The sequence below is a fragment of the Streptococcus sp. C150 genome (assembly GCF_000187445.1).
GTDB lineage: Bacteria > Bacillota > Bacilli > Lactobacillales > Streptococcaceae > Streptococcus > Streptococcus raffinosi.
This window is the reverse complement of sequence record NZ_GL698469.1, coordinates 1-565: the sequence shown is the minus strand read 5'-3', so window position 1 is coordinate 565 and position 565 is coordinate 1. Positions and strand designations below refer to the sequence as shown.

The 565-nt window shown below is 49.6% G+C and carries 1 protein-coding gene; it reads left to right on the top strand.

The features are described from left to right. A partial coding sequence (locus tag HMPREF0848_RS10225; protein ID WP_037609919.1) for an Ig-like domain-containing protein occupies positions 1 to 543 on the top strand: 543 nt, incomplete at its 5' end. Positions 544 to 565: the final 22 nt, after the last annotated feature.

Below are 565 nucleotides of genomic sequence, written 5' to 3'. Positions count from 1 at the left end.
CCCCTAACAGTCGATATCCCAGAAGGAAATGTGACAGCGAAAGCGACCGATCCATCAGGAAACACATCAGACGCAAGTGATCCAGCGAAGGCAACTACAGGCGCTGATACAGAAGCGCCAGCGAAACCAGTAGTCGCTACAGACCTAACAGGCAAAGCCGGCACTAAGACACCGGTTGAAGTGAGCGCAGAACCAGGTTCAACTGTTGCTCTTTACGATAAAGATGGCAACAAGATTGGTGAAGCGACAGCTGATAACAATGGTAAAGCAACCATCACCCCAACTGTTGATATTCCAGAAGGCAATGTAACAGCGACAGCGACAGACCCATCAGGAAACACATCAGATCCAAGTGCTCCAGCTAAGGCAACTACAGGCGCAGATACAGAAGCGCCAGCGAAACCAGTAGTCGCTACAGACCTAACAGGCAAAGCCGGCACTAAGACACCGGTTGAAGTGAGCGCAGAACCAGGTTCAACTGTTGCTCTTTACGATAAAGATGGCAACAAGATTGGTGAAGCGACAGCTGATAACAATAGGTAAAGCAACCATCACCCCAACTGTT